At 57.4% G+C, this 5,846-nt stretch carries 6 protein-coding genes and 1 pseudogene; 5 read left to right on the top strand and 2 right to left on the bottom strand.

Going from position 1 to position 5,846, the window contains the following annotated elements:
• On the bottom strand, nucleotides 1–366 hold the full coding sequence (locus D8U18_RS27045; protein WP_056852035.1) for a hypothetical protein: 366 nt from the start codon (nucleotides 364–366) through the stop codon (nucleotides 1–3).
• Nucleotides 367–592: 226 nt separating this feature from the next.
• On the opposite strand from D8U18_RS27045, the gene D8U18_RS27050 reads away from it, so the two are divergent.
• From D8U18_RS27050 to D8U18_RS27065, 4 genes are read left to right on the top strand one after another with little or no spacing between them, the layout of a single operon-like run.
• On the top strand, nucleotides 593–1,483 hold the full coding sequence (locus tag D8U18_RS27050) for a TauD/TfdA family dioxygenase (RefSeq protein WP_131109078.1): 891 nt from the start codon (nucleotides 593–595) through the stop codon (nucleotides 1,481–1,483).
• A 17-nt stretch (nucleotides 1,484–1,500) separates the two neighbouring features.
• A complete protein-coding gene (locus D8U18_RS27055) occupies nucleotides 1,501–2,526 on the top strand; it encodes an ABC transporter substrate-binding protein (RefSeq protein WP_056852037.1) in 1,026 nt (341 codons plus the stop codon).
• Between the two features lie 5 nt (nucleotides 2,527–2,531).
• A complete protein-coding gene (locus D8U18_RS27060; RefSeq protein ID WP_131109080.1) occupies nucleotides 2,532–3,392 on the top strand; it encodes an ABC transporter ATP-binding protein in 861 nt (286 codons plus the stop codon).
• A 21-nt stretch (nucleotides 3,393–3,413) separates the two neighbouring features.
• The gene (locus D8U18_RS27065; RefSeq protein WP_130904528.1) at nucleotides 3,414–4,280 is read left to right on the top strand and encodes an ABC transporter permease; all 867 of its coding nucleotides are present in this window, start codon (nucleotides 3,414–3,416) and stop codon (nucleotides 4,278–4,280) included.
• 53 nt (nucleotides 4,281–4,333) lie between these two features.
• On the opposite strand, the gene D8U18_RS27070 is transcribed toward D8U18_RS27065, so the two are convergent.
• The gene (locus D8U18_RS27070; protein ID WP_131109082.1) at nucleotides 4,334–5,386 is read right to left on the bottom strand and encodes an RHS repeat-associated core domain-containing protein; all 1,053 of its coding nucleotides are present in this window, start codon (nucleotides 5,384–5,386) and stop codon (nucleotides 4,334–4,336) included.
• Nucleotides 5,387–5,532: 146 nt separating this feature from the next.
• Here D8U18_RS27070 and D8U18_RS27075 point away from each other — a divergent pair.
• A pseudogene (locus tag D8U18_RS27075) lies at nucleotides 5,533–5,661 on the top strand (ABC transporter permease); the annotation flags it as partial.
• Nucleotides 5,662–5,846: the final 185 nt, after the last annotated feature.

Consider the following 5,846-nt stretch of genomic DNA (forward strand, 5'->3'; position numbering starts at 1 on the left):
TCAGATCACCCCATCCTCATCATCATCCACCAAATGACTCAACCCGCCCAACGCCTCCCGCGCCTGGCTGCGGTCCATGAGTTTGGCCTGTGCCGGCGCCGGCAGGTCGGTGACGAGGATCACACCTTTGTTGATCAGCACTTCGATCAAATCGTCGATGACCCGGATCATTTCCAGGTCGCTCTTGCGCAATTGCTTGAGCTGTTTGATCTGCTGGAGCTGGTTGAGGCTTGTGTTCATCAGTTCATTGGCAAACCAGGCCTGGAGGTCAGGATGGTCGGCCGGCAGCGTTTCCGTGGCTTCGGCGTAGTCTTGGGCTTCGACGCGCAGCAGTTGCCCGGCTGTATCGCGTTGCACGTAGAACATGGAACATTCCTCACAGAGAACCGCGTCATGCTGTCAGCAGCATAGGCGAATTCAGCCATATGGTTATTCGCTAACGGTATTTAAATTCATTTTCTTATATCTATAAAGTCAACCACCTGCGTACCTGCCGACCAATCGGCGCGCCGCACGACACGAACCAACACGATATCCGTGAGTTTCTGATCGACGCGCGCGCCCTTGAGCGTGCCGTGCGTGGGAGTGATTTATGTCAGCAGCCGTATCCGCAGCGCCAGCCATCGCGCCACAACACTTTGAAGTTCGCCCGTTCAGCGGCGCAGTGGGCGCCGAAATCATCGGCCTGGATTTGTCCCGCCCGATCAATGATCAGGACTTCGCCCGCATCCATCGCGCCCACCTGGATCATCATGTGGTGGTGTTCCGCGACCAGCGCATCACCCCCGAACAACAGATCGATTTCAGCCGCCGTTTTGGCGTGCTGCAGATCCATGTGCTCAAGCAGTTTTTGTTGGCCAACCACCCCGAAATCCTCATCGTTTCCAACATTGTCGAAAACGGCCAGAACATTGGCCTCGGTGATGCCGGCAAGTTCTGGCATTCCGATCTCTCCTACAAGGAACTGCCGAGCCTGGGCTCGATGCTGCATGCCCAGGAACTGCCATCCGAGGGCGGCGACACGCTGTTCGCCGATATGCACAAAGCCTGGGACAACCTGCCGCTGGCGCTACGCAAAGCGGTGGAAGGTCGCTCGGCGGCGCACTCCTACACGGCGCGCTACAGCGAGAGCAAGTTCGAAGGCAACTGGCGCCCGACGCTGACCCCGGAACAGCTCGCCCAAGTGGCGGAAGTCATTCACCCGGTGGTGCGCACCCACCCGGAAAACGGCCGCAAGGCGTTGTTCGTCAGCGAAGGGTTCACCACCCGTATCGTCGGCCTGCCGCAGGACGAGAGCCGGCAACTGCTGGCGGAATTGTTTGCCCACAGCGTGCTGCCGCAAAACATCTACCGCCATCAATGGCAGGCCCACGACCTGGTGTTCTGGGACAACCGTTCGCTGATTCACCTTGCCGCCGGATGCCCCAGCCATCTGCGCCGCAAGCTGTATCGCACCACCATCCAGGGCGACGCGCCTTTCTGATTTGCCGGAGATCGATCATGTCCAAACGTCTTCCATTCACACCGCTGGCCGCCGCCATCGGCCTGGGGTTCAGCCTGATTGCCGGTAGCCTGGTGGCGCCGAGCGTGGCCCAGGCCGAAGGTGAAATCCGCATCGCCGAACAGTTCGGCATCGTTTATCTGTTGCTCAACGTGGTGCGCGATCAGAACCTGATCGAGAAGTACGGCAAGCAGGAAGGCCTCGACATCAAAGTCGACTGGACCCAGCTCTCGGGCGGTGCAGCGGTCAACGATGCGCTGCTCGCAGGCTCGATTGACATTGCCGGTGCCGGTGTCGGCCCACTGCTGACCATCTGGGATCGCACCCACGGCAAGCAGAACGTCAAGGCCGTGGCCTCCCTGGGTAACTTTCCGTACTACCTGGTGAGCAATAATCCGAAGGTCAAAACCATCGCCGACTTCACCGAGAAGGACCGTATCGCGGTGCCCGCCGTGGGTGTCTCCGTGCAGTCGCGCTTCCTGCAATACGCCGCCGCCAAACAGTGGGGCGACAAGGATTTCAATCGCCTCGACAAATACACCATCGCCGTTCCGCACCCGGATGCCACGGCAGCGCTGGTGGCTGGTGGCACGGAGCTGACCGGACATTTCTCCAACCCGCCGTTCCAGGATCAGGCACTGGCCAATCCGAACGTGCACGTGGTGCTCAACACTTACGATTTACTCGGCCCGAACTCACCAACGGTGCTGTTCGCCACCGAGAAATTCCGCAACGAAAACCCGAAAACCTACAAAGCCTTTATCGATGCCTTGACCGAAGCAGCCACGTTCGCGCAGAACGATAAAGGCGCGGCAGCCGACACCTACATTCGCGTCACCAAGGCGAAAATCGACCGCGCGGCGTTGCTGAAAATCATCGACAACCCGCAGTTCGAATTCAGCGTCACGCCGAAAAACACTTACCCGTTGGCCGAGTTTCTTTACCGCGTCGGCGCGATCAAAAATAAACCCGATTCATGGAAGGACTACTTCTTCCAGGACGCCAAACCACTGCAAGGGAGCTGATCGAAATGAACGCTCCCTTGCAAGGCCACACGGTCAGCAAACCGGCCGCGGCAGCCCAGGCGCTGCTGTCGGTCGATAACGTCAGCCTCGAATACCGCACGCCGCAGCGTGTGGTGCGGGCGACCCATCAAGTCAGTTTCGAGATCGATCCAGCGGACCGTTTTGTCCTGCTTGGGCCGTCCGGTTGCGGCAAGTCGACACTGCTCAAAGCCGCTGCCGGATTCATCCAGCCCGTGGAGGGCGAGATCCGTTTGCAAGGTCAGCGCGTCGACGCACCGGGGCCGGACCGGATCGTGGTGTTCCAGGAATTCGATCAGCTGCCGCCGTGGAAAACCGTCAAGCAAAACGTGATGTTTCCACTGCTGGCTTCGAAAACCCTCAAGCGCAAAGACGCCGAAGAACGGGCGCTGCACTATCTGGAGAAAGTCGGGCTGGCGGCATTCGCCGACGCTTATCCGCACACCTTGTCGGGCGGCATGAAAGCGCGGGTTGCCATCGCCCGCGCATTGGCGATGCAGCCGAAAATCCTGTTGATGGACGAGCCCTTCGCGGCCCTTGATGCGTTGACCCGACGCAAGATGCAGGAAGAATTGCTGCTGCTCTGGGAGGAAGTGCGCTTCACCTTGCTGTTCGTTACGCACTCCATTGAAGAGGCGCTGGTGGTGGGTAATCGCATCCTGTTGCTGTCACCGCATCCGGGGCGAGTGCGGGCGGAAGTCCACAGCCATCAATACGATTTGCACAGTCTTGGCGGCGTGGCGTTCCAGGAATCGGCGCGGCGCATTCACAGGCTGCTGTTTGATGAAGGCCAGTCGCCGGAAACCGAACACGAACTGGATTTCGCCGATATCCGCATCGCTTATTGAGCCAATTGAAAGGAGGGCTCAATGAGCCAATTATCATCCCCGCGTGAAGCGTTCGAAACGGTTTTACCACCACTGACCAGCGTACCGCTGGAGCGTGAATTGCCCCTCGGCCAACGTCTATGGCAACAGGGTTGGCTGCGCAAAGGCCTGATCCTGATTTTGCTCGCGGTGTTGTGGGAAGCGGTTGCCCGCTACCAGAACAACGACCTGCTGCTACCGAGTTTTCTGCAAACCGCCAGCGCGCTGTACGACGGCCTGTTCAGCGGTGAATTGCTCGGCAAGGTATGGATTTCCCTGGTTGTGTTGCTCAAGGGATACCTGATCGGCATCGTCCTGGCGTTCGCCCTGACCACGCTGGCGGTGTCGACGCAGTTCGGTCGCGACCTGCTGAGTACCCTGACCTCCATGTTCAACCCGCTGCCGGCAATTGCACTGCTGCCGCTGGCGCTGTTGTGGTTCGGGTTGGGGCAGAACAGTCTGATTTTCGTGCTGGTCCATTCGGTGCTCTGGGCGCTGGCGCTGAACACCTACGCTGGCTTCCTCGGCGTCTCGGAAACCCTGCGCATGGCAGGGCGCAACTATGGCCTCAAAGGGATGCGATTCGTGCTGTTCATCCTGATCCCGGCAGCATTGCCGTCAATCCTCGCCGGCCTGAAAATCGGCTGGGCATTTGCCTGGCGCACGTTGATCGCGGCTGAGTTGGTGTTTGGCGCGACCAGCGGCAAGGGTGGATTGGGCTGGTACATCTTTCAGAACCGCAATGAGCTGTATACCGACAAGGTGTTTGCCGGGTTGGCGGTGGTTATCTTGATCGGGTTGTTGGTGGAGAATTTGGTGTTTGATTCGTTGGAAAGGGTGACGGTGAAGCGATGGGGGATGGTGCGGTGAGATAACTATCAACCGCCAGCGGAAGCGCAGGTGAACAGCGTGCCCCCGCACGTTCACAGTATTCGGCACAATTGGACAGCTGCGGCAAGTCGATGTCGTATCACACCTCGGTGCATGTCGTTCAATTGCTCCAAGCCATTCAAAAGGTGGTTTAGTTCGGCGACATGTGGCGCAGGAGCTGGAGTACCGGCAGGTGCTTGGTGAGGCGCGTTCGCTCCGAAATCATAATGTTGTCGCACCGGCTCTCGGCCTCCCTTAAGCCCTAACCCATTGTTACTCCATTTAAAGTCTGGATAACTTGGCGTCACAGTACTTGCTGTTGCCCGAGCAGAGGTTGGCGGACTAACGTTTTTCTTTTGTGCAGGGATGTCGAAACTAGGTGGTCTAGAAGATAAAATATCCATTTTATTAGAGTTCTGTTTTGCGAAATTAAGCATATCGATCCCCGGATTACCTTCTCCTCCAATTGTTACGCCATCGGCGCCATTTTTACCACTGGAAGGAGAAGCGATTTTTCCTGGTGCACGCCTGGAGGCTCCATATCCCGCCATCACAGCAACATCCGATATCAGTGAGTTTATGAATGATCTGTTACCAGGTGCTTTAACAGGTGCCTTAACTGATGTTGCAAGGCTAGGACCTCCGCCGATTGACGGCGCGTTCCCATATGCACCGGTAACGGTTGACCCGCCAAATAAAAATGCATCCAGTTTTCGTATACCTTTAAGTTTTGAATCCCCAGTCTTAAAATGCCCAGTCGGGTCTGAGCTGTTTACGGGATCTCCCACGCAATACATATACGCATTCAACCCACCCCCACCAAACGGGCTCCAACTGTCCGGGCTATGGAACCGCATCAATCGCGGGTTGTAGGCGCGGTAGCCGTTACCCAGCAAATACCAACCGATATTCGCTTCACGCAACTGACCATTGAACCCCAATCGTGTCTCGACTTTCTGTTGAGCGGATTGCTCGCCATAAGCTGAGTAGGCGATGGTTTGGGTACGGCCATCGACGATTTCGCCAATGACCGATTGGCTGCTGTCGGTAGCCAGCAACACTGTGCGTGAACGGCTGCGGTCGTCTTGATCACCAGGTTGGCTCATGCCGGAGTCTCCATGTAATCGGGCTTGCCTCGAGTATTACTCGCTTGAGTGGGGATTGAGAACTATCAGAACTGATAGTGGTGCGAGTTTTTCCGGGCTGTGTAAATGTATTGGTGAAGGAGCTGCCAGTGCCTCATCCATAGAAACGTAATGAGCATACCGACACGGTGTTTGCCGGGTTGGCGGTGGTTATTTTGATCGGGTTGCTGGTGGAGAATCTGGTGTTTGATTCGTTGGAAAGGGTGACGGTGAAGCGGTGGGGGATGCAGCGGTGAGACCTGCACCCCGTTCGGTTTCATTACTTACGTAGAAATTTTAAGCGGGGGTTTAAGTCGTCGAAGTTCGGAGCGTTATTGCTACCACTGTTGCGGCGCGAGGTCGGGGGGGTCGAGTCCCGGGAAGTGGATCGGCTAGAACTTGAAGATTGGGCCGGTGATGGAGTTCTGGGGGCCGGGGGGGG

It is taken from the genome of Pseudomonas sp. Sample_10, from assembly GCF_004321495.1.
GTDB lineage: Bacteria > Pseudomonadota > Gammaproteobacteria > Pseudomonadales > Pseudomonadaceae > Aquipseudomonas.